Source organism: Halobacterium jilantaiense (assembly GCF_900110535.1).
In the GTDB taxonomy this organism is placed as follows: Archaea; Halobacteriota; Halobacteria; order Halobacteriales; family Halobacteriaceae; genus Halobacterium; species Halobacterium jilantaiense.
On record NZ_FOJA01000001.1, the window covers coordinates 351,607 to 370,470 of the forward strand.

At 69.5% G+C, this 18,864-nt stretch carries 23 protein-coding genes and 1 tRNA gene; 14 read left to right on the top strand and 10 right to left on the bottom strand.

Features of this window, described 5'->3' with window-relative positions; all coding sequences use genetic code 11:
* Positions 1-7: 7 nt before the first annotated feature.
* The 9 genes from ilvB to BMW35_RS01950 all read left to right on the top strand — a co-directional run bounded on the left by ilvB (position 8) and on the right by BMW35_RS01950 (position 9,121).
* A complete protein-coding gene (gene ilvB / locus BMW35_RS01910) occupies positions 8-1,882 on the top strand; it encodes a biosynthetic-type acetolactate synthase large subunit (RefSeq protein WP_089667534.1) in 1,875 nt (624 codons plus the stop codon).
* Positions 1,879-2,505, top strand: a complete 627-nt coding sequence (gene ilvN, locus BMW35_RS01915) for an acetolactate synthase small subunit (RefSeq protein WP_089667535.1) — start codon at positions 1,879-1,881, stop codon at positions 2,503-2,505. Before ilvB ends, ilvN begins: the two co-directional genes overlap by 4 nt.
* On the top strand, positions 2,502-3,578 hold the full coding sequence (gene ilvC / locus BMW35_RS01920; RefSeq protein ID WP_089667537.1) for a ketol-acid reductoisomerase: 1,077 nt from the start codon (positions 2,502-2,504) through the stop codon (positions 3,576-3,578). The genes ilvN and ilvC overlap by 4 nt, the downstream gene beginning before the upstream one ends.
* Positions 3,571-3,882 (top strand): DUF7989 family protein, encoded by a 312-nt coding sequence (locus BMW35_RS01925; RefSeq protein WP_177170755.1) that lies wholly within the window; start codon positions 3,571-3,573, stop codon positions 3,880-3,882. The genes ilvC and BMW35_RS01925 overlap by 8 nt, the downstream gene beginning before the upstream one ends.
* Complete coding sequence (leuC, locus tag BMW35_RS01930; RefSeq protein WP_089667539.1) at positions 3,875-5,299, top strand: 3-isopropylmalate dehydratase large subunit; 1,425 nt, start codon at positions 3,875-3,877, stop codon at positions 5,297-5,299. Before BMW35_RS01925 ends, leuC begins: the two co-directional genes overlap by 8 nt.
* Positions 5,296-5,982 (top strand): 3-isopropylmalate dehydratase small subunit, encoded by a 687-nt coding sequence (gene leuD / locus BMW35_RS01935; RefSeq protein WP_089667541.1) that lies wholly within the window; start codon positions 5,296-5,298, stop codon positions 5,980-5,982. The genes leuC and leuD overlap by 4 nt, the downstream gene beginning before the upstream one ends.
* Positions 5,975-6,943, top strand: coding sequence for an isocitrate/isopropylmalate dehydrogenase family protein (locus tag BMW35_RS01940; RefSeq protein ID WP_089667544.1), 969 nt, complete (start codon positions 5,975-5,977; stop codon positions 6,941-6,943). Before leuD ends, BMW35_RS01940 begins: the two co-directional genes overlap by 8 nt.
* A gap of 67 nt (positions 6,944-7,010) precedes the next feature.
* Positions 7,011-8,723, top strand: a complete 1,713-nt coding sequence (ilvD, locus tag BMW35_RS01945; RefSeq protein ID WP_089667545.1) for a dihydroxy-acid dehydratase — start codon at positions 7,011-7,013, stop codon at positions 8,721-8,723.
* A gap of 53 nt (positions 8,724-8,776) precedes the next feature.
* Complete coding sequence (locus tag BMW35_RS01950; RefSeq protein ID WP_089667546.1) at positions 8,777-9,121, top strand: DUF7522 family protein; 345 nt, start codon at positions 8,777-8,779, stop codon at positions 9,119-9,121.
* A 52-nt stretch (positions 9,122-9,173) separates the two neighbouring features.
* On the opposite strand, the gene BMW35_RS15460 is transcribed toward BMW35_RS01950, so the two are convergent.
* Positions 9,174-9,350, bottom strand: a tRNA-Trp gene (locus tag BMW35_RS15460).
* Between the two features lie 86 nt (positions 9,351-9,436).
* Between BMW35_RS15460 and BMW35_RS01955 the strand changes: the two genes are divergently transcribed.
* On the top strand, positions 9,437-9,763 hold the full coding sequence (locus tag BMW35_RS01955) for an antibiotic biosynthesis monooxygenase (RefSeq protein WP_143052127.1): 327 nt from the start codon (positions 9,437-9,439) through the stop codon (positions 9,761-9,763).
* A 37-nt stretch (positions 9,764-9,800) separates the two neighbouring features.
* Complete coding sequence (locus BMW35_RS01960; RefSeq protein WP_089667549.1) at positions 9,801-10,007, top strand: hypothetical protein; 207 nt, start codon at positions 9,801-9,803, stop codon at positions 10,005-10,007.
* A 22-nt stretch (positions 10,008-10,029) separates the two neighbouring features.
* Here BMW35_RS01960 and BMW35_RS01965 read toward each other — a convergent pair whose 3' ends face one another.
* Entirely contained in the window at positions 10,030-10,254 is a 225-nt protein-coding gene (locus BMW35_RS01965) for a DUF5795 family protein (protein ID WP_089667551.1), read from the bottom strand.
* A 56-nt stretch (positions 10,255-10,310) separates the two neighbouring features.
* A complete protein-coding gene (locus tag BMW35_RS01970) occupies positions 10,311-11,246 on the bottom strand; it encodes a DUF5794 domain-containing protein (RefSeq protein WP_089667553.1) in 936 nt (311 codons plus the stop codon).
* A gap of 510 nt (positions 11,247-11,756) precedes the next feature.
* Between BMW35_RS01970 and guaB the strand changes: the two genes are divergently transcribed.
* Positions 11,757-13,256: an IMP dehydrogenase gene (gene guaB / locus BMW35_RS01975; RefSeq protein WP_089667555.1), complete on the top strand. Its 1,500-nt coding sequence runs from the start codon at positions 11,757-11,759 to the stop codon at positions 13,254-13,256.
* A 27-nt stretch (positions 13,257-13,283) separates the two neighbouring features.
* On the opposite strand, the gene BMW35_RS01980 is transcribed toward guaB, so the two are convergent.
* The 5 genes from BMW35_RS01980 to BMW35_RS02000 form a co-directional block, all read right to left on the bottom strand.
* Positions 13,284-13,616, bottom strand: a complete 333-nt coding sequence (locus BMW35_RS01980; protein WP_089667557.1) for a DUF8000 family membrane protein — start codon at positions 13,614-13,616, stop codon at positions 13,284-13,286.
* 249 nt (positions 13,617-13,865) lie between these two features.
* A complete protein-coding gene (locus tag BMW35_RS01985; protein ID WP_089667559.1) occupies positions 13,866-14,285 on the bottom strand; it encodes a universal stress protein in 420 nt (139 codons plus the stop codon).
* 65 nt (positions 14,286-14,350) lie between these two features.
* Entirely contained in the window at positions 14,351-14,560 is a 210-nt protein-coding gene (locus BMW35_RS01990; protein ID WP_089667561.1) for a DUF2061 domain-containing protein, read from the bottom strand.
* A gap of 7 nt (positions 14,561-14,567) precedes the next feature.
* Positions 14,568-14,768, bottom strand: a complete 201-nt coding sequence (locus BMW35_RS01995; RefSeq protein WP_089667563.1) for a hypothetical protein — start codon at positions 14,766-14,768, stop codon at positions 14,568-14,570.
* Between the two features lie 69 nt (positions 14,769-14,837).
* Positions 14,838-15,803 carry an NADPH:quinone reductase gene (locus tag BMW35_RS02000; RefSeq protein WP_089667565.1) on the bottom strand — a complete coding sequence of 322 codons (966 nt, stop codon included), beginning with the start codon at positions 15,801-15,803 and terminating at the stop codon, positions 14,838-14,840.
* 132 nt (positions 15,804-15,935) lie between these two features.
* Between BMW35_RS02000 and BMW35_RS02005 the strand changes: the two genes are divergently transcribed.
* Positions 15,936-16,997 carry a zinc-dependent alcohol dehydrogenase family protein gene (locus tag BMW35_RS02005; RefSeq protein ID WP_089667568.1) on the top strand — a complete coding sequence of 354 codons (1,062 nt, stop codon included), beginning with the start codon at positions 15,936-15,938 and terminating at the stop codon, positions 16,995-16,997.
* A gap of 70 nt (positions 16,998-17,067) precedes the next feature.
* Entirely contained in the window at positions 17,068-18,078 is a 1,011-nt protein-coding gene (locus tag BMW35_RS02010) for an aldo/keto reductase (protein WP_089670319.1), read from the top strand.
* Between the two features lie 37 nt (positions 18,079-18,115).
* On the opposite strand, the gene BMW35_RS02015 is transcribed toward BMW35_RS02010, so the two are convergent.
* Both BMW35_RS02015 and BMW35_RS02020 read right to left on the bottom strand, forming a co-directional pair.
* The gene (locus tag BMW35_RS02015; RefSeq protein ID WP_089667569.1) at positions 18,116-18,337 is read right to left on the bottom strand and encodes a DUF8119 family protein; all 222 of its coding nucleotides are present in this window, start codon (positions 18,335-18,337) and stop codon (positions 18,116-18,118) included.
* Between the two features lie 61 nt (positions 18,338-18,398).
* Positions 18,399-18,863 carry a universal stress protein gene (locus BMW35_RS02020; protein WP_089667571.1) on the bottom strand — a complete coding sequence of 155 codons (465 nt, stop codon included), beginning with the start codon at positions 18,861-18,863 and terminating at the stop codon, positions 18,399-18,401.
* Position 18,864 lies beyond the last annotated feature (1 nt).

Consider the following 18,864-nt stretch of genomic DNA (forward strand, 5'->3'; position numbering starts at 1 on the left):
GGTATCGATGACAGACCACGGCGCAGTGCCGGAGTTCGACGACGCGGACGCGCCGGGCGAACCGACGCCCGACGCGGACGCGCCGACTCCCGAGGGGGAGACGAACGACGGCCGCGACCCGGAGCGGGAGGACAGCACCGACGAGACGACACCGACCGGCGCTGACGCGGTCGTCGCCGCGCTCGAAGCAGCCGGTGCAGAGACGGTGTTCGGCGTGCAGGGCGGCGCTATCATGCCGGTCTACGACGCGCTGTACGACGCCGACGACGTGTCCCACGTGACGATGGCCCACGAGCAGGGCGCGGCCCACGCCGCGGACGCGTACGGCGCAGTCACGGGCGAGCCGGGCGTCTGCATGGCGACCTCGGGGCCCGGCGCGACGAACCTCGTGACTGGCATCGCGGACGCCGACATGGACTCCGAGCCGGTCGTCGCGCTCACCGGGCAGGTCCCTTCCGATTTGGTCGGCAACGACGCGTTCCAGGAGACGGACACGGTCGGCGTCACGACCCCCATCACGAAGTCCAACACGTTCGCGTCGAGCGCCGACGAGGTCGGCGAGGACGTGTCGACGGCGTTCGCGCTGGCGGCCAGCGGTCGACAGGGGCCGACCCTCGTCGACCTCCCGAAAGACGTGACGACCGACGAGACGGACGCCGAACCGACCGAGCCGACGGTTCCCGGCACCGTCTCGGTCCCTGAGCGAGCCGACGAGGCCGCAGTCGACGCCGCCGCAGCTACCATCGCTGCCGCCGACCGACCCGTGATTCTCGCGGGCGGCGGCGTCGTGAAGGGCGACGCCACAGACGAACTGCGGGCGTTCGCGAAAGACCACGAGATTCCGGTGGCGACGACGATGCCCGGCATCGGCGCGTTCCCGGAAGACCACGACCTCGCACTGGAGATGGCGGGGATGCACGGCACCGGGTACGCGAACATGGCGACGACGATGACCGACTGCCTGCTGGCGGTCGGCACCAGATTCGACGACCGGCTGACCGGCGGCGTCGACTCGTTCGCGCCGGAGGCGACCGTCGTCCACGTCGACATCGACCCGGCAGAGATTTCGAAGAACGTCGAGGCCGACCACCCGCTGGTCGGGGACGCTGGTACCGTCCTCGACCAGCTCGCGGCCGCGATGGACGGCTCGCCGGACACGGACGAGTGGTTGTCGCAGTGTCGCGACTGGCAGACGGAGTACCCGATGGACTACGCGGTGCCCGCGGCCGATACCGACGACGGCGCGCCCGACGCGTCGGCGTTCCCCGACGACGAGCCGGTGAAACCGCAGTTCGTCGTCGAGGCCGTCGACGCCGCGACCGACGACGACACCGTCGTCACGACCGGCGTCGGCCAGCACCAGATGTGGGCCTGCCAGTACTGGACGTACACCGAGCCCCGGACGTGGGTGTCGAGCCACGGCCTCGGCGCGATGGGGTACGGACTGCCGTCCGCCATCGGCGCACGGCTGGCCGCAGACGACGACCAGTCCGTCGTCTGCTTCGACGGCGACGGCTCGTTCCTGATGACGTGTCAGGAACTCGTCGTCGCGGCCCGCGAGAACCTCGACATCACCGTCTTCGTGCTGAACAACGAGGCCATCGGGATGGTCAAGCAGTGGCAGGACGCCTTCTTCGACGGCCGGCGGATGGCCTCGGAGTACCCCTGGGTGCCGGAGTTCGACGCGCTCGCCGAGGCGTTCGGTGCCGACGGCTTCCGCATCGAGCGCTACGACGACGTCGCTGACACCGTCGGGGCGGCGCTCGCCACCGACGGACCGGCGGTCGTGGACGTCTACATCGACCCGACCGAGGAGGTCTACCCGATGGTCCCGTCTGGCGGCGACAACGGCCAGTTCGCGCTCTCGGAGGCCCACCTATGAGCGGCCGGAACGAACAGCGGGGGCTCCCGGGTCCCGCGCCCGAGGACCGCCAGCGGCCGCGGGGCCGGCGGACGGCCCAGGGCGTCCGCGTCGACCCGGAGGCGGAAGCCGAGCATCCGGCGCGGCGCACGGTCATCTCCGCGCTCGTCGAACACGAGCCGGGCGTGCTGGCGCGGGTCTCCGGGCTGTTCAGCCGCCGGCAGTTCAACATCGAGTCGCTGACCGTGGCGGACACGCAGAACGACGACTGGGCGCGCATCACCGTCGTCGTGGAGGAGCCGGACCCGGGCATCGACCAGGTCGAGAAGCAGCTCGCGAAGGTCGTCCCCGTCATCCACGTCCGGGAACTCGAAGCCGACGCGCTCGCCCGCGAACTCGTCGTCGTGAAAGTGGACGCCGACCGCCCGGAGGCGGTCCACGCAATCACCGAGATGTACGGCGGGACCACCCTCGACGCCGGCCCGCGGACGGTGACGGTCGAACTCACCGGTGACGAACAGAAAATCGACGACGCCATCGACGCGTTCCGCCAGTTCGGTATCCGCGAGATCGCCCGCACCGGCCAGACGGCACTGGCCCGTGGCGAGACGAAAACAGCAGTCGTTCCAGACCACCTCAAATGACAGAGACAGACAGCAGTCCGAGCGGAGACGAGCAGTTCACGCAACCAGTGTACCACGAGTCCGACGCGGACCGACGACACGTCGACGACAAGACGGTCGCCGTCCTCGGCTACGGCAGTCAGGGGCACGCGCACGCCCAGAACCTCGCCGACAGCGACGTCGACGTGGTCGTCGGCCTGCGGGAGACCTCCGACTCCCGGAGGGCGGCCGAAGCCGACGGGCTGCGCGTAGCGACCCCAGTCGAGGCAGCCAGCGAGGCCGACGTCGTCTCCGTGCTCGTGCCGGACACCGTGCAGCCGGACGTGTTCGACGCCATCGAGCCCGAACTCGACGCGGGCGACACGCTCCAGTTCGCGCACGGGTTCAACGTCCACTACGGCCAGATAGAGCCGCCGGAGCGCGTCGACGTGACGATGATTGCGCCGAAGTCTCCCGGCCACCTCGTCCGCCGGAACTACGAGGCAGGCGAGGGCACGCCCGCGCTGCTGGCGGTCTACCAGAACGCCACCGGCGAGGCGCGGCAGGAGGCCCTAGCGTACGCCGACGCCATCGGCTGCGCGCGTGCTGGCGTCGTGGAGACGACGTTCCGCGAGGAGACCGAGACCGACCTGTTCGGCGAGCAGGCCGTGCTCTGTGGCGGCGTCGCCGAACTCACGAAGGCGGGCTACGAGACGCTCGTGGACGCCGGGTACAGCCCCGAGATGGCGTACTTCGAGTGTCTGAACGAGCTCAAACTCATCGTGGACCTGATGTACGAGGGCGGTATCGGCGCGATGTGGGATTCGGTCTCCGACACGGCCGAGTACGGCGGGCTGACGCGCGGCGACGCGGTCGTCGACGAGTCGGTCCGCGAGAACATGGAGGAAGTCCTCGAAGAGGTCCAGAACGGCGCGTTCGCGACCGAGTGGGTCGCGGAGAATCAGGCCGGCCGGCCGTCGTACAAGCAGCGCCGCAAAGCGGAGCAGGAACACGACATCGAGGACGTCGGGGAGCGGCTCCGCAGCCTGTTCGCGTGGGCCGACGAGACCGCGTCCGAGGCCGAGCGGGAGCCGGAGGTGTCCGCCGATGACTGAGCGCACGATGCGGTCGGTCAGCCAGCGCAACCCCGCCGACCCCGACCACGCCGTCGGCACGGTGTTCCGACGCGGGCCGGCGGTCGTCGCGGACGGCGGCGAGCGCGGCGCGGCCGCGACCCAGCGCCCCGACGGCGGCGACGAGGACGCCGACGGCGACCCGAAGATGAAGGACGTCGACCAGACGCCGCCGGACGAGGACGCGAGCGCGAACCGCGTCTGGGAGCGCGGCGGCGAACCGCCCGCCGGCGACGATGAGACCGCCGCCGACGGCGACGAGGACGACTCCGTAGACGATGAGTGAGGGGACGCTGTACGACCACGTCTGGGACCGCCACGCGGTCACCGAACTGCCGACGGGCCAGACCCAGCTGTTCGTCGGGCTCCACCTCGTCCACGAGGTGACGAGCCCGCAGGCGTTCGGGACGCTGCGGGAGCGCGGGCTGGACGTGGCGTACCCGGAGCGGACCCACGCGACCGTCGACCACATCGTCCCGACCGCCGACCAGTCCCGGCCGTACAGCGACGACGCCGCCGAGGAGATGATGGCGGAACTGGAGGCGAACGTCGGCGAGGCCGGCATCGACTTCGACGACCCGACGACCGGCCGGCAGGGCATCGTTCACGTGGTCGGGCCGGAACAGGGGCTCACCCAGCCCGGGATGACCATCGTCTGCGGTGACTCCCACACGGCCACCCACGGCGCGTTCGGCGCGCTGGCGTTCGGTATCGGCACCTCCCAGATTCGGGACGTGCTGGCGACTGGCTGCGTCGCGATGGAGAAGAAACAGGTCCGCCGCATCGAGGTCACCGGCGAACTGGGCGACGGCGTCACGCCCAAGGACGTCATTCTGACCGTCATCCGGAAGCTGGGCACCGACGGCGGCGTCGGCTACGTCTACGAGTACGGCGGCGAGGCCGTCGAGGCGATGGACATGGCGGGCCGGATGAGCATCTGCAACATGAGCATCGAGGGCGGCGCTCGCGCGGGATACGTGAACCCAGACGGGACCACCTACGAGTACCTGCGGGCCCGCGACGCAGTCCCCCAGGGCGACGCCTTCGAGGAACTGCGGGCGTACTGGGAGTCGGTCGCCAGCGACCCGAACGCCGAGTACGACGATGTTGTCACCGTCGACGGCAACGCCCTCGAACCGGTCGTGACCTGGGGGACGACGCCGGGGCAGGGCGTCGGCATCTCGGAGGAGATTCCCGCACCCGAGGACCTCCCGGCGGACAAACGGGAGTCCGCGCGCAGTGCCCAGAAACACATGGGCGTCGAACCGGGCGACACGATGGCGGGCTACCCAATCGACGTGGCGTTCCTCGGGAGTTGTACGAACGCCCGGCTCCCGGACCTCCGCGAGGCCGCCGACGTGGTCGCCGGCCGCGAGGTCCACGACGATGTCCGGGCGATGGTCGTTCCCGGCAGCCAGCGCGTGAAGGCCGCCGCCGAAGCGGAGGGTCTCGACGAGGTGTTCACCGAGGCGGGCTTCGACTGGCGGGGCGCGGGCTGCTCGATGTGCCTCGGCATGAACGAGGACCAGCTGGTCGGCGACGAGCGCTGCGCTTCCTCGTCGAACCGCAACTTCGTCGGCCGACAGGGCTCGAAGGACGGCCGAACGGTCCTGATGAGTCCCCCGATGGTCGCCGCCGCGGCCGTCGAGGGGGAAGTAACCGACGTGCGCGAACTGGAGGCGGTCAGGGAGGTGCGAGCGTGAGCCCGAACGCCGGGGGTGACGCGACGAGCAGCTCCGGTCCGGCTGATACGGTCCGCCGAGTCACCGGCACGGGCGTTCCAGTCCGGGGGAACGACGTGGACACGGACGAAATCATCCCGGCGCGCTTCCTCAAGGTCGTCACGTTCGACGGCCTCGGGCAGTTCGCGTTCTTCGACGAGCGGTTCGACAGCGCGACTCCGGAGGAGTCGCGAGACGGAGACGGCGGAGCCGTCAGAGCAGACGAGCCGCTGGACCACCCGTTCAACGCCGAGTGCTTCCGAGGGGCGTCCGTGCTCGCCGTGAACGCGAACTTCGGCTGTGGCTCGTCACGCGAGCACGCGCCGCAGGCGCTGATGCGGTGGGGCATCGACGCAATCGTGGGCGAGTCGTTCGCCGAGATCTTCGCGGGGAACTGCCTCGCACTCGGCATCCCCACGGTCACGGCCTCGCAGGAAGACGTCGAGGCGCTCCAGGACTACGTCGACGAGCACCCCGACGCCGAAATCGAAGTAGACGTCGCCGCCGAGGAGGTCCGCTACGGCGACACTACCATCGACGCCTCGGTGGACGACGCTCAGCGGCGGGCGCTCGTCGACGGCGTCTGGGACACCACCGCGCTGATGGCCGCGAACGCCGACAGCGTCGAAGCGACCGCTGCCAGCCTCCCCTACACCGATGACTGAGGAAATTGCGGTTGTTCCCGGGGACGGCATCGGTCGCGAGGTCACACCGGTCGCCGTCGACGTGCTGGACGCCGTCGGCGACTTCGAGTTCGTCCACGCCGAGGCGGGCGACGAGGTCGCCGACGAGCAGGGGACGCCGCTCCCGGCGGAGACTCGGGAGGCGGTCGAGACGGCGGACGCGACGCTGTTCGGCGCGGCGGGCGAGACGGCCGCGGACGTCATCCTCCCGCTGCGGGCGGCCGTCGACTCCTTCGTGAACGTCCGGCCCGCGCGGACGTACCCCGGCGTGGACGCGGTCCAGCCGGAGACGGACCTCGTCTTCCTCCGGGAGAACACGGAGGGCGTCTACGCCGGCCACGAGGCCGAACTCGCGGACGGCGTGACGACCTGCACGCGCGTCGTCACCGAGGAGGCGAGCCGACGGCTCGCGGAGTACGCCTGCGAGTACGCGCCCGAGGGGTTCACCGTCGCGCACAAGGCGAACGTGATGCGCGTGACGGACGGCCTCTTCCGCGAGACTGTCGAGAACGTGGCGGCCGAGCACGGCGTCGAGACGGACGCGGCGCTGATGGACGCGCTCGCCATGCACCTCGTGGAGAATCCGGCGGACTACGACGTAGTCGTCTGCCCGAACCTCGCCGGGGACGTGCTCTCGGACCTCGCGGCGGGGCTCGTCGGCGGCCTCGGTCTGCTGCCGTCCGCGAACATCGGCCCGGAGCGCGGCGTCTTCGAGCCCGTCCACGGCACCGCGCCGGACATCGCGGGCGACGGCGTCGCGAACCCCGCAGCCGCCGTGCTGTCGGCGGCGATGCTCTTGGAGTTCCTCGGCCACGACGCCGCTGGCGAGCGCGTCCGCAGCGCGGTCGAGGACGTACTGGAAGACGGGCCGACGACGCCCGACCTCGGTGGCGAGGCGACAACCCGCGCGGTCGGCGACGCCATCCGGGAGGTGGTCCGATGACGGGGCGCTCGCTGGCAGCGACTGCGCGGTCCGCGACATTTACCGCTGCGCGGTGCGAGGTGGCACCATGACCGGACAGAAGGACCCGGACCTGCCGAGCGCGGACGTGACCGAGGGGCCCGAGCGCGCCCCGCACCGCGCGATGTTCCGCGCGATGGGCTACGACGACGCCGACTTCTCCTCGCCGATGGTCGGGGTCGCGAACCCCGCCGCCGACATCACGCCCTGCAACGTCCACCTCGACGACGTGGCCGAGTCGGCCGTCGACGGCGTCGAGGCCGGCGACGGGATGCCAATCGAGTTCGGCACAATCACCATCTCGGACGCCATCTCGATGGGGACCGAGGGGATGCGGGCCTCCCTCGTCTCCCGAGAGGTCATCGCCGACTCCGTCGAGCTCGTGGCGTTCGGCGAGCGCATGGACGCGCTCGTCACAGTCGCGGGCTGCGACAAGAACCTCCCCGGGATGATGATGGCCGCCATCCGCACCGACCTCCCGTCGGTGTTCCTCTACGGCGGCTCCATCATGCCCGGCGAACACGACGGCCGCGAGATAACCGTCCAGAACGTCTTCGAGGGCGTCGGAGCCGTCGCCTCCGGTGACATGACCGAGGACGAACTCGAGTCGATGGAGCGCGACGCCTGCCCCGGCGCGGGCGCTTGCGGCGGGATGTTCACCGCGAACACGATGGCGTCCATCTCGGAAGCCATCGGACTCGCACCGCTCGGCTCTGCGAGCCCGCCCGCAGAGAGCAATGGCCGGTACGATGTCGCCGAGCGCGCCGGCCGTCTCGCGGCGGAGTGCGTCCGCGAGGACCGCCGACCTTCGGATATCCTCACCAGAGAGAGCTTCGAGAACGCCATCGCCGTCCAGGTCGCGCTCGGCGGCTCGACGAACGCCGTGCTGCACCTGCTCGCGCTCGCCGCCGAGGCGGGCGTCGACCTCGACGTCGAGGACTTCAACGACATCAGCGACCGCACCCCGAAGATTGCGAACCTCCAGCCCGGCGGCACGCGCGTCATGAACGACCTCCACGAGGTCGGCGGCGTTCCGGTCGTCCTCGCGCGCCTGCTCGACGCCGGCCTGATTCACGGCGACGCGATGACCGTGACCGGCCGCACTATCACCGAGGAACTCGAACACCTCGGTGAAGACGGCAGCGTGGACGGTGACGTGGACTTCCTCCGCCCGGTCGACGACCCGTTCCACGAGACCGGCGCAATCACCGTCCTCACCGGGAATCTCGCGCCAGACGGCGCAGTTCTCAAAGTCACCGGCAAAGACGAGACCCAGCACACCGGCCCGGCCCGCGTCTTCGAATCCGAAGAGGACGCCATGGCGTACGTCCAGGATGGCCACATCGAGTCCGGCGACGTCATCGCCATTCGGAACGAGGGCCCGAGGGGCGGCCCCGGGATGCGCGAGATGCTAGGGGTCACTGCCGCCGTCGTCGGCCAGGGCCACGAGGACGACGTCGCGCTGCTGACCGACGGGCGGTTCTCGGGTGCCACTCGCGGCCCCATGGTCGGCCACGTCGCGCCCGAAGCCGCGGTCGGCGGCCCGATCGCGCTCCTCGAAGACGGCGACGAAGTGACCGTCGACGTCCCCAACCGAGAGCTCTCAGTGGCAGTCCCCGACGACGAGCTCGCGGCCCGCCGTGAGGACTGGAGCGAACCCGACCCCCGTTACGACGCCGGCGTCCTCCGGAAGTACGGCGACCTCTTCGCCTCGGCCGCCGACGGTGCGGTCACCGACCCCGGCGCGAAACGCGACCCCTGACCCGGTGAAAACCACCTGGCACTTTTTTCAAGCTGCTGTGAGTACCTCCAGATATGGAGGTCCGCGTACCCCCGTTCCGGGACGCCGCCGGGCCAGCACTCCGGTCACTCGCGGCCTACGACCGCGAGGACGTCGAACTCGTGTACGAACGCGACGACGTCTCCACCAAAGACCGCGTCGTCGACGACATCCACGAGGAACTCATCCTCAACGACATCGGCATCGGCCGCCTCGAACAGCTCTTCCGGGTCGCCAAGTGGCACTGCACGATGCACCGCTTCGAGCACGCCATCTGCATCCACCACGCCACCGGCGACTACAAGGGCATCCTCGTGAGCGTCGACACCGACGCCGGCGTGGACCTGGAAGCCGTCGCCAAGGCCTGCGACCACGTCTGAACGGGACCACCGCGCGACGCACGCGTCGCTCCGTGATGTAATCTTGAAGAAGTGGGGCCGGAGGGATTTGAACCCCCGATCGACTGATATCTCCGGTGCGCCTCGGAACTCCAGAGGGTCGTCAACGCGGCGCGGTGATCAGCCTGCCGCTCGGTATACCAGTCTGGAGTGTCGTCCCGGGCGCGTGGCCTCTGGAGTCAGTCGCCATCCCTGGCTTGGCCACAGCCCCTCGCGTTCCATCGTTAGGCGATTTTCTTCAAGAGCGTTTCGGTTCGGGGGCCGGGAGTGAAGTCGATAGGGGCCGAAGCCGTCGCCGTGATTGTACGCGTGTGGCGGGGCTGGACCGAGGAATCGGACGCCGACGAGTACGAGTCGTTCGCGACGGAGACGGTGTTTCCGGACGCTGGAGCCGAGATTCCGGGGCTGGCGGACTGGGAGGTGCTCCGGCGGGAGGACGGTTCGCGGGTGGAGTTCGTGACTGTCGCACGCTTCGAGTCGTGGGCGGCTGTCGAGGCGTTCGCGGGCCCAGACTACGAACAGGCTCACGTTCCCGACCGGGCCGAGGAACTGCTCGCGGACTACGAGGAGGCGGTGCGACACTACGAGAGTCGGGGCGGGAGCCGCGACGGTGCGTTCGGGTAGCGATTGGATTTTCCGGGCTGAGAGCAAACGACCGAGCATGACGGAGTACCCGATAGTCGTGCGGGAGCTCGGCGGGGAGAACCGGCTGGGCGTCGAGGAGGCCGACGAGTTCGAGGGCGACCTGCGTGACGTGGTCGTGGAGGGCTACGAGCGCGTGGACGTCGAGAGCTGCGAGGACGGCGAGGTCGTCGGAACGGTCGTCGCTGCGTCGGAGACCGAAATCGAGGACGTCCGCTGGCAGTAACGAGTCTGTCAGTAGTCCGTCGTCAGGCGTCGCGTTCGCTCCAGTCGCAGTCCTGGCACTTGTAGCCAGTGACGAATTCGGTGACCGAGGGCATGTAGCCGACGGAGATGACGTCGCTGCCGCAGTCGGGGCAGTCGCGGTCCGTGTCCTCGATGGGTTCGGCGTCCATGACGGACTCGCCTTCGACGAGTTCTGCGAGTTTCTTCGGGGTGACCATGCGGCCCTGCACGACCCGGTTGTCAGCCATACCGGAGCCTCGTCTCGGGGACGGGAAAGCCTGTCGTCGCGGGAGAACTGCCGTCGCTACAGCCAGGGGGCGCGCTCCTCTGCGGCGTCCTCGCCGGGGTAGCCGTAGGCGGCCTCGTCGGGGTCCGTGCCGTTACCGCCGTCGGTCGCGGCCGGCGTGTTCGGCTGCGGGTCGGGGCCGTCGTCCGCGTCGACGGTGACGTCGTCGGGGTGGCTGGAGCCGGTGGCGTCGTCTCCGTGGTCGTCGCTGGCGGCGTCAGCGTCTCCTGCTTGGTCGGGGTCGAACGCGAGCACGCCGGCGACGGCGAACACCATCAGCGGTGCCTGCGAGGGGACGAGGTGGAACACCGACAGCGCGAGCGTGGCGAGCGCGACAGCGGAGCCGAACCGGAACCGGTCGATGTCGACGACGCCGCGCAGGATTGGGGCGAGCGCGACGACGCCGAGCGCGAACGTGACGGCGACGCCGGCTGCGGCGACGGCGTGCAACAGCAGGCTGACGTCGTAGTTGGTGACGAGCGCTGCGCCGTCGGGGCGGATGCTCGCGAGGAAGCCCAGACCGATGATGACACCCGGCGAGGGGAGGTACTCGCCGATGGTGGCGCTGGCGGTCTTCGCGGCGATGGCGAGGATGACCAGCGCGGCGAACCGCTCGAAGGTCGGGATGTCGAGGACGGTCGCGACGGTGGGCGCGAGCGCCGCTTCGACGGTGGCGATGACGATGAGGGGGAGCCCGACGAGCAGGACGCTGGTCGCCTGCTGGCGGCGGCTGCCACCCATCTCGGCGAGGATGACGGCGAGGGTCGCGCTCCCGCCGAAGACGAGCAGGCCGACCTGAAGGACGCCGGCCCAGGTGTCGAGCTGGCCGGCGAGCACGAGGGCGGCGAAGATGCCGTCGACGAGCGGCAGCAGCATGACGGTGGCCAGGAGCTTCGTAGCGCCGCCCACCTGCTGCTCGAGGCGGAGCGCGACGGGGTGACGTGAGCTACTCATGTACTACGGGGCCAACGCGGGTGACGGGGTCTGGTCGGAGCGGCGATACGCGTCGTGGAGCGTATTGTGTCCGAGCCAGCGTGTAAATCGGGCCACCAGTCCAAGCATAAATTTCGGTACGGATGGGGCGAGCGTCGTCTGGTCGCCTGCCGTACGCGTCGTCTGCGGACTGGTGGAGTCCATACACGCAACGACAACGGTTGGAAGTATAAAGATTGTGTGACAAGCGACCACAAATGGTGTCGGAACGACGCCCTACTTTAAGTACTGGGTTTGGGATTGTCGGGGAGTTTTGCCGTTCGGCGATAAATCGGTGGTAATTTCGACGGCTGTGCGGCCCGAGGGGCGGAAGGCGGCTGTCGATTGGACGCGCGTTGGGCCCCGAGGCCACACCGGTGTCGAACCCCAAGTGAATGCACGACCGTGATTGTCTCGCTGTCCCACAGTTCCGAATCGGTCACGTTCGCCCAATCTCGCAACGTTTTTGGAAGCCGGGCAACACCGATTGACATGGCGAACGATTCCTCGACGGACGGCCGATTCTCCGAGAAGCTCCGCGTACCGGAAGCGCTGACGTTCGACGACGTGCTGCTGCGGCCCGCAGAGAGCCGGGTCGAGCCCGACGAGGCCGACGTGGCGACGCGCGTCTCCACGAACGTCGAACTCGAAGTCCCCGTCCTCTCGGCGGCGATGGACACCGTCACCGAGTCCGACCTCGCCATCGCGATGGCGCGCGAGGGCGGCCTCGGCGTCCTCCACCAGAACATGGACACCGAGACGGTCGTCACCGAAGTCGAGCGCGTCAAGCACGCCGACGAGCTCGTCATCGGCCGCGAGAACGTCGTCACCGCCGACCCCGACCAGACGGTCGACGAGGTCGACGCGATGATGAACCGCGCCGACGTCTCCGGCGCACCCGTCGTCGACGACGACGACACGGTGCTCGGTATCATCTCCGGCACCGACATCCGCCCCTACATCGAGGTCGGCGAGTCCGACGCCGTCCGCGAGGCGATGACCGACGAAGTCATCACCGCGCCCGAGGACGTCACCGCTCGTGACGCGCTCGAACTCATGTACGAGCACAAAATCGAGCGCGTGCCCATCGTGGACGGCGACGACCACCTCGTCGGGCTCGTCACGATGCAGGGCATCCTCGCGCGGCGCGAACACGGCAACGCTGCCCGCGACGACGACGGCCGCCTCCGCGTCGGCGTCGCGGTCGGTCCGTTCGAGACCGAGCGCGCGACCGCCGTCGACGAGGCCGGCGCTGACGTCGTCTTCATCGACTGCGCGCACGCCCACAACATGAACGTCATCGACTCCGCGCGCGACATCACGGCGTCTGTCGACGCGGACGTCGTCGTCGGGAACGTCGGCACCCGTGAGGCCGCAGAGGCCGTCGTCGACTTCGCGGACGGCATCAAGGTCGGCATCGGCCCGGGCTCTATCTGCACGACCCGGGTCGTCACCGGTGCCGGTATGCCCCAGATCACGGCCGTCTCAGAGGTCGCCGACGTCGCCGCGCCCGAGGGCGTCCCGGTCATCGCGGACGGCGGCATCCGGTACTCCGGCGACGCCGCGAAGGCCATCGCCGCGGGAGCCGACGCCGTGATGCTCGGGTCGTACTTCGCGGGGACCGACGAGGCCCCGGGCCGCGTCATCACGATGAACGGCAAGAAGTACAAGCAGTACCGTGGCATGGGCTCCGTCGGCGCGATGCAGTCCGGCGGCGGCGACCGCTACCTCAAGGAAGACGAGGAAGACGAGGAGTACGTGCCCGAGGGCGTCGAGGCGGCCACTCCGTACAAGGGGTCGCTGGCCTCGGAGCTCCACCAGCTCGTCGGCGGCATCCAGTCCGGGATGGGCTACGTCGGCGCGGAGACGATTCCGGCGTTCAAGCGGGACGCCGAGTTCGTCCGCGTGTCCTCGGCCGGTCAGACCGAAGGCCACCCCCACGACGTGATGATTACGGACGAAGCGCCGAACTACAGCCCGCAGAACGAGTAGCGTTCTTCGCGACTGACCGAGCAGGTGTCAGTCGTCGTCGCTTTCGTCGTCCGCTCTACCCGGTAGTCGCCGGACTGCCTTCAGCCACCGGTCCTTGGCCGCGTGTCCGGGGTACGCAATCGGATCGTACGCGATGTCCTCGGCCGTGCCGAGGTGTTCGCTGTCCCGGCCGGTGTGCTGTCGCCACGCGCCGACCGCGAACGAGCCCACGAGCCCCGAGATGAGGACGGCGAACGCGACGCTGGCGGCGTCGTCGAGCGGCCACACCGCGACGGCTAACACCCCCACGAGCCCGGCTACCGAGACGGCGTAGAAGACGTACAGGAGCGAACTGCCGGACATCTCGACTGTGCGTCGCATCTCCGTACCGGGGACTCATTCGACGGTGATACTTATGTCCTGCCTCGCCTCCGGCGATCGCTCTCCGGCACTGTGGCTGACGTGTCGTAGACCCGTCCCGGACGTCTCACAGCGCGGACTGCAGTAGCTGTTCCCCGCCGCGTTCGAATCCGCTTCCGCGCGGGACCACCGCTCGCATTGTCGGCACTCGTAGTCTTCGAGGGGCATAGCAAACAGTTGGGTTTCGAACTAGGCGTCCGTTTCGTCCAGTTAGGAGCCGTCGCCGGTGACGACGACGGGCCGGTCGGTGTTGAGGATGACCGACTGCGTCGTCGACCCGAAGATTGCCTTCCCCGCTGGCGACCGCTTCCGGCCGCCGAGGACGACGGCGTCGGCGTCGATGTCGTCGGCGACCCGGATGATGTCGTCGGTGGTGTCCCCGGAGTCGTCCCGCACCTCGACGGCGACGCCTTCGTCCTCCAAGAAGTCGCGTGCGCGACGCACCGACTGGATGCGGTCGGCGGTCTTGAACTGCCGGTACTCCGAGGGGATGTCGTCGCTGTCGCCCGTGAACACGAACAGCAGCGTGGCCTCGACCGCCTCGCCGGCTGCGGGCATGTCGGCGACGTATCGGGCCTGGGTGAGCGCGCGGTCGACGTCGTCGTCGACCGGCACGAGTACGCGGTACATACGCGTAGACAGGCCGCTACGGGTCATAAAACCACGCCCCGGTTCCGGGCGCTGGACCACCGGTCTCAGGCGGGCCGGCGGCCCCACTCGATGTTGCTCCAGAGGCGCTCCCAGACGTAGTACAGCGCCGTCTTTCCGACTGCTGCGGAGACCCCGATTTTCGCGGCGGAGCCGAACTCGCCCGTGTAGAGGAACGCGATGGTGAACACCATCCCGGTCGCGAACACGCGGTAGGACGCCGCCTTCACGACGGAGCGGTAGCGGGAGTCGGCCATCGGCGACTCACTCCACGTAGCCCAGTTCGGCGAGCTTCCGGCCGAGTTCGCGGGCTTCCGCCTCGGTGATTTCGTCGTCGTCCTCCATCTCCCTGACCACGAGGTGTTTGACGAACTCCTTCGGGGAGGAGAACGGCTCGTCTTCGATGTACGCCTCGACGTCGCGCACGAACTCCTTTTTCAGGGAGATGGTGGTGTAGTCGGACACAGCACGACTGTCGACGCCCACTGCATTAATAGTTGTTACATGTAATTAACCAGCCGCGGTCCCGCCGGCTTACGGCGTGACGGCGAGTTTCCCGAGGAACGAGTCCTCCAGGACGGCGCGCTGCGCCTCGCCGGCCTCGTCGAGGTCGTAGGTCTCCGCGAGTTCGATGGAGAGTCGGTCCTCGGCCAGCAGGTGCGCGACGCCGCGGAGCGGCACGCGCAGGTCCGGCGTGTTAAACATGCTCATGAACTGGTAGGAGACGTCCTTCGAGCGCGCCGCGCCGTCGTTCGAGAACCCCGGGTCCGGGCTGTTCTCCCCGATGCCGACGACCCGAGCGCCCTGCGCGGCCACGTCCGCGTCGAACTGGAGGTAGTCGTCGAGGCGGTGGTCGAGGACCGCGTCGACGCCGCCGCCCGCAGCGTCCCGGACCGCGTCCGCGAGGTCGTCGCGACCGTAGTCCAAGACCGTGTCGGCACCGAGGTCGGCGACGTGGTCGTGGTAGTCGGGCCCGGCAGTCGTGTGGACCCTCGCGCTGACGGCGTCCGCAATCTGGACGGCGGCGTGCCCGACGCCGCCGGAGCCGCCGTGGACGAGCACGTCCTCGGCCGGGTTCAGGTCGGCGTGGTCCACGAGCGCGCGCCACGCGGTCACCGCTACGACGCCCGCCGCCCCGGCCTCAGTGAAGTCAGCTCCGTCCGGCAGGTGGACGGTGCGGTCGGTCGGCACGGTCGCGTACTCGGCGTACGCGCCCTGAGAGCCGGCGTTCCCGATGCCGGTACCGAACACCCGGTCGCCCTCCGCGAACGCCTCGACGCCGTCGCCGACCGCCGCGACCGTGCCGGCGTAGTCGACGCCCGGCGTGAACGGCAGCCCGACCGGCTCGTAGGAGCCGTCCCGGAAGTACGTGTCCACGGGGTTGACGCCAGCCGCCTCGACCGCGACGAGGACCTCACCGTCGCCCGGTTCGGGGCGTTCGACGTCCTCGACTGTCAGTACGTCCGGTCCGCCGTGCTCGTGGAGTCGGACTGCGCGCATGTGCGAGTCATCACCGTACTCGGGAATAAGCGTGGGCGTCCCTGCAGTCGTCGCCCCCGCACTCGGCGACCAGTGCCCCCGGCTGGTCGCCGCCTGCGGTACAGTTACGGGTGCCTGGGGTGAGCTTCGGGTATGCGCGCGGCAGTTCTGCGGGAGTACGGGGAACCGCTGTCCGTCGAGGACGTAGCCAGACCCGAGCCGGCAAGCCACGGCGTCGTCGTCGACGTCGCGGCCTGTGGCATCTGCCGGAGCGACTGGCACGCCTGGATGGGGCACGGCGAGTGGGCGGACGACCGCGTCGACCCCGGCCAGATTCTCGGTCACGAGCCGGCCGGCACGGTCGCGGCGGTCAGCGAGGACGTCGACGCCCTCTCGGTCGGCGACCGCGTGGCGGTCCCGTTCAATCTCGGGGAGGGGTCGTGTCCGGCGTGCCGGCGCGGCCACGGGAACGTCTGCGAGGACGGCTACGCGCTCGGCTTCGAGCAGGCCGCACAGGGCGCGTTCGCCGAGCAAGTCCACGTCCCGCACGCGGCGTTCAACGTCGCTCGGGTCCCGGACGGCGTCGCCCTGGACGCCGTCGCGGCGCTCGGCTGCCGGTACGCGACCGCGTTCCACGCGCTCGCCCACCGCGCCGACGTCGCCGGCGGCGACTGGGTGGCGGTCCACGGCTGCGGCGGCCTCGGCCTCGCCGCCGTCCAGATTGCGACCGCGCTCGGCGGCAGCGTCGTCGCGGTCGACGTCCGCGACGACCCCCTCGACCTCGCCGAGCAGGTCGGAGCCGTCGAGACCGTCCGGGCCGACCAGACCGACGACGTGCCGGGCGCGGTCCGGGCGCTCACGGACGGCGGCGCGCACGTCTCCGTGGACGCGCTCGGCCGCGCGGAGACCTGTCGGAACAGCGTCGACAGCCTCCGCGCCAGAGGCAAGCACGTGCAGGTCGGGCTGACAACCGAGGCCGAGCAGGGCGAAATCTCGCTGCCCGTCGACGAAATCACGCGCTGGGATGTCTCCGTGCTCGGGTCCCGGGGGATGCCGCCGTCGCGGTACGACGAACTGCTGCGGCTGGTCGCCTCCGGTCGCCTCGACCCCGGCGCGCTCGTCACGCAGCGCGTCGGCCTCGACGACGTCTCCGGTCGGCTCGCGGCGATGACTGAGTACGAGACCAGCGGCATCGAACTCGCGACGGACGTCTGAGGTGCGACCGACATGGGACTTGCCGGTTGCTGAACGCCTTTGCGTGGGTCGGGTGTACTCGGAGACGACAATGAGTGACAGCGACGAGACGCCCGTGGACTTCGTGCGACTCGGGCAGACGGGCATCCAGACGAGTGAACTCCAGTTCGGGACGTGGCGCTTCGGCAAACAGACCGAATCCGGCGACATCGAAATCGGCGAGGACCGCGCCCACGACCTCCTCGACGCGTACGCCGACGCCGGCGGCCGATACATCGACACCGCGGACGTGTACGGCGGCGGCGACAGCGAGGAGTGGATCGGCGACTGGCTGTCGAACCGCGACCGCGAGCGCTACACCATCGCGTCGAAAATCTACTGGCAGATTCGGGACGGCGACCCGAACAGCCGCGGCACGAACCGGAAGACGCTCCGGAACCGCATCGACGCGCTGCTCGACCGCCTCGGCACGGACTACATCGACGTGCTGTACATCCACCGGTGGGACGACGAGACGCCGACCCGCGAGATGATGAAGACCCTGAACGGCCTCGTCGAGGACGGGAAGGTCCACTACCTCGGCGCGTCGACGTTCCGGCCGAACGCCTGGAAGGTCGCGAAAGCCAACGAACTCGCGCGCAACGAGGGCTGGGAGCCGTTCACCGTGCTCCAGCCGCGGTACAACCTCGTCGACCGCGAAATCGAGGGAGACTACCTGGAGTTCGCCCGCGAGGAGGGGCTCGCCGTGTGTCCGTGGAGTCCGCTCGGCCAGGGCTTCCTCACCGGGAAGTACGACCGCGAGGACGGCCTCACGGGGGAGTCGAAGGCCAGCGACTCCACGCGCTGGGAGGACAACTACCTCACCGAGGCGAACTTCGACGTTCACGACGAACTGGACGCCGTCGCCGACGAGGTCGACGCGTCGCCCGCGCAGGTCGCGCTGGCGTGGCTCGTCCACCGGGACGGCGTCACCGCGCCCATCGTCGGCGCGCGCACGGTCGACCAGCTCGAAGAGAACCTCGCCGCCGCGGCCATCGACCTCAGCGACGAGCAGGTCGACCGTCTGACGGACGCGAAAGGCGGCCCGTACGCCGGGCTGTGAAGTCGCAGCGCGTCGAAGAATAGGACGGCGACCGCGGCTACTCGCCGCTCGATTCTCGCGCGTACTCCAGGGACGTCACGAACCCGTAGTACGCGACGACGCCGGCCGCGAGCGCGCCGTAGTAGACCACTTGGGGCGCGCCGAACCCGCGGAACAGCAGGGTGACGACGGTGACCCACGCGATGGCGAACACCATGTCGAACAGCATGCCGTCGTGGTGTTCGGCGACGTGGTCGACGACGGTATCGACGAGGCTCATCGCCGCCCTCCGCCAGTCGCCGGTGCAGTGTGTGTCATTGTGTCCTGTAGCGGCTGCTCGATTATTCGTCCGCCTCGTGCAGGTCGACCACGAGCACCGGGACGCGGGTGCGCCGCAGCACCTTCTCGGCGACGCTGCCGAGCACCACCCGGGAGAGCCCCGAGCGGCCGTGGCTCCCCATGACGACGAGGTCGATGTCGTTGCTCTCGACGAAGTTCCGGATGGCCCGCGACGGCGACCCGGCGGTGACGTGCTCCTCGACGGAGACGCCCCGCGCCGCCGCGGCGTCCGCGACGTAGCCGGTCGCGTCGTCGGCTTCGGCTTTGACCTCCGGCATCTCGTCGATGCGGCCCTGCCGGATGCGGTCGACCTGCTCGGTGCCGAGGGTGAGGTTGGTCGCGTCCACGTCCACGACGTAGAGCGCGTGGACGGTCGCGTCGTACTGCTCCGCGAGGTCGACCGCCTGCGCGACCGCGTTCTGGGCCGCCTCGCTGCCGTCTGTCGGAATGAGGATGTTGTCGTACATT

Excerpts from the sequence above, each read along its gene's own strand:
- BMW35_RS01965 (WP_089667551.1), bottom strand. The coding sequence starts at position 10,254 with ATGGCTGACAACCGGGTCGTGCAGGGCCGCATGGTCACCCCGAAGAAA.
- BMW35_RS01960 (WP_089667549.1), top strand. The coding sequence starts at position 9,801 with ATGACGGAGTACCCGATAGTCGTGCGGGAGCTCGGCGGGGAGAACCGG.
- BMW35_RS01980 (WP_089667557.1), bottom strand. The coding sequence starts at position 13,616 with ATGCGACGCACAGTCGAGATGTCCGGCAGTTCGCTCCTGTACGTCTTC.
- BMW35_RS01925 (WP_177170755.1), top strand. The coding sequence starts at position 3,571 with ATGACTGAGCGCACGATGCGGTCGGTCAGCCAGCGCAACCCCGCCGAC.
- BMW35_RS02005 (WP_089667568.1), top strand. The coding sequence starts at position 15,936 with ATGCGCGCGGCAGTTCTGCGGGAGTACGGGGAACCGCTGTCCGTCGAG.
- ilvD (WP_089667545.1), top strand. The coding sequence starts at position 7,011 with ATGACCGGACAGAAGGACCCGGACCTGCCGAGCGCGGACGTGACCGAG.
- BMW35_RS01985 (WP_089667559.1), bottom strand. The coding sequence starts at position 14,285 with ATGTACCGCGTACTCGTGCCGGTCGACGACGACGTCGACCGCGCGCTC.
- ilvN (WP_089667535.1), top strand. The coding sequence starts at position 1,879 with ATGAGCGGCCGGAACGAACAGCGGGGGCTCCCGGGTCCCGCGCCCGAG.
- leuC (WP_089667539.1), top strand. The coding sequence starts at position 3,875 with ATGAGTGAGGGGACGCTGTACGACCACGTCTGGGACCGCCACGCGGTC.
- ilvC (WP_089667537.1), top strand. The coding sequence starts at position 2,502 with ATGACAGAGACAGACAGCAGTCCGAGCGGAGACGAGCAGTTCACGCAA.
- ilvB (WP_089667534.1), top strand. The coding sequence starts at position 8 with ATGACAGACCACGGCGCAGTGCCGGAGTTCGACGACGCGGACGCGCCG.
- BMW35_RS02015 (WP_089667569.1), bottom strand. The coding sequence starts at position 18,337 with ATGAGCCTCGTCGATACCGTCGTCGACCACGTCGCCGAACACCACGAC.
- BMW35_RS02010 (WP_089670319.1), top strand. The coding sequence starts at position 17,068 with ATGAGTGACAGCGACGAGACGCCCGTGGACTTCGTGCGACTCGGGCAG.
- BMW35_RS01950 (WP_089667546.1), top strand. The coding sequence starts at position 8,777 with ATGGAGGTCCGCGTACCCCCGTTCCGGGACGCCGCCGGGCCAGCACTC.
- BMW35_RS01940 (WP_089667544.1), top strand. The coding sequence starts at position 5,975 with ATGACTGAGGAAATTGCGGTTGTTCCCGGGGACGGCATCGGTCGCGAG.
- BMW35_RS02000 (WP_089667565.1), bottom strand. The coding sequence starts at position 15,803 with ATGCGCGCAGTCCGACTCCACGAGCACGGCGGACCGGACGTACTGACA.
- BMW35_RS02020 (WP_089667571.1), bottom strand. The coding sequence starts at position 18,863 with ATGTACGACAACATCCTCATTCCGACAGACGGCAGCGAGGCGGCCCAG.
- guaB (WP_089667555.1), top strand. The coding sequence starts at position 11,757 with ATGGCGAACGATTCCTCGACGGACGGCCGATTCTCCGAGAAGCTCCGC.
- BMW35_RS01970 (WP_089667553.1), bottom strand. The coding sequence starts at position 11,246 with ATGAGTAGCTCACGTCACCCCGTCGCGCTCCGCCTCGAGCAGCAGGTG.
- BMW35_RS01990 (WP_089667561.1), bottom strand. The coding sequence starts at position 14,560 with ATGGCCGACTCCCGCTACCGCTCCGTCGTGAAGGCGGCGTCCTACCGC.